The 1493-nt window shown below is 71.8% G+C and carries 2 protein-coding genes; both read right to left on the bottom strand.

What is annotated here, in order from left to right:
- Positions 1–207: 207 nt before the first annotated feature.
- Complete coding sequence (locus ACPC54_RS41950) at positions 208–867, bottom strand: vitamin K epoxide reductase family protein (protein WP_111583147.1); 660 nt, start codon at positions 865–867, stop codon at positions 208–210.
- Positions 868–1020: 153 nt separating this feature from the next.
- On the bottom strand, positions 1021–1308 hold the full coding sequence (locus ACPC54_RS41945) for a metal-sensitive transcriptional regulator (protein ID WP_111583148.1): 288 nt from the start codon (positions 1306–1308) through the stop codon (positions 1021–1023).
- Between the last annotated feature and the right edge of the window lie 185 nt (positions 1309–1493).

Raw genomic sequence — 1493 nt, 5'->3', positions numbered from 1 at the left:
CGCTCCATCGCGCGACGCTAACCGGGGCGGCGCGGGCGGTGGCAGGGCCGGTCGGCCCCGGCCGCCTCGGAAACGGGGGCAGGGAAAGCCGGGGCGGAGAGAGCCAGGTCGGAGAAGGCCGGGGCGGAGAAAGCGGGGTCGGGGAAGGGGGCGAGAAAAGGGGAGGGGAAAGGGGCGTCGGAGACAGCGGCGTCGGAGACAGCCGGGTCACAGCAGCGACACCCAGTAGTCCCACCAGCGCGTGGCGATCAGCATCACGATGCCGAGGTACCAGGTGAGCGGCACCACCCAGTGGAACTCCAGGACGCCCGCCACCACGGCGCGGGGCGCGCGGACGACGCCGTGCATCAGGTTGTGCGCGGTGGTGTACCAGAACATCGCGATGGTGGCGGCCCAGGCCAGGCAGCACCACAGGCACAGCGCGCCGATGTCGTACAGGGCCTGGCTCATCAGCCACATGCAGAAGCCCGCGCCGAACGCCGTGCCCGCGTTCAGGCCGAGCCAGAACCAGCGCCGGAAGCGGGCGCCGGACAGCAGGGCGCAGCCGGTGGTGACCACGACGGGGTAGGCGGCGAGGCCGAGCAGGGGGTTGGGGAAGCCGAGGACGGACGCCTGGGCGCTGCGCATCACGCTGGAACAGGACAGCACCGGGCTGAGGTTGCAGGACGGGGTGAAGTGCGGGTCCTGGATCAGCTGGATCTTGTCGATCGTGATCACGAAGGAGGCCAGGATGCCGAGCGCGCCGGTCACGATCAGCAGCCAGGCGAAGGCGCGGGAGGCGGTGGTCGCGGCCCCGGGCGGGGCGGGCCGGCTGCCGCGCCGGTCCCGCTGCCGAGGGGTGGCGCCGGTGGTCGTGTCACTGGTCATCGGGCGTTCCGCCTTGCCGGTGGTGGTCGGGGGCCGACGGACCAGTGAAGTCAGGGCGGGCGGGGGCGGACAAGGGCCGAACGGCCCGCGCGCGGGTGTACGAGGCCCCAGGGGCCCCAGGGACCCGAAAGGACCCGAGGGCCGGTCAGCGGATCACGCCAGCGACAGGAACAGCCGCTCCATCCGCGCCTTCATCGCCTCCGCGTCCTCCCCGTTCCTGCGCCCCGACTCGATGTCGGCCACGCACTGCTGGAGCCCCGTGGCGATGATCGCGAACCCGGCGCGGTCCAGCGCCCGCGAGGCGGCGGCCAGCTGGGTGACGACCTCCTCGCAGTCGCGGCCCTCCTCGATCATCCGGATCACCCCGGAGATCTGGCCCTGCGCGCGCCGCAGCCGGTTCAGGACGGCCTTCAGGGACGCGCCCTCAAGCTCCAGTTCCACGCTCACTCCTCGAGAAATACCCCTAGGGGTACTGTACGTCCGGGTTCGGGGCAAAGGCGAGCGCCCGCGACCGCCGTAGAGCAGAAGTTCTAGGCTTCCCCCTGTGAACTTCTGGTCGATCTATCAGCATGGCTTCGCGCGTGTCGCCGCGTGCACGGGCCACACCGTCATCGCCGACCCGGGCG

Source organism: Kitasatospora sp. NPDC094028 (genome assembly GCF_049543595.1).
In the GTDB taxonomy this organism is placed as follows: Bacteria; Actinomycetota; Actinomycetes; order Streptomycetales; family Streptomycetaceae; genus Kitasatospora.
This window is presented reverse-complemented; position numbering and strand designations above follow the sequence as displayed.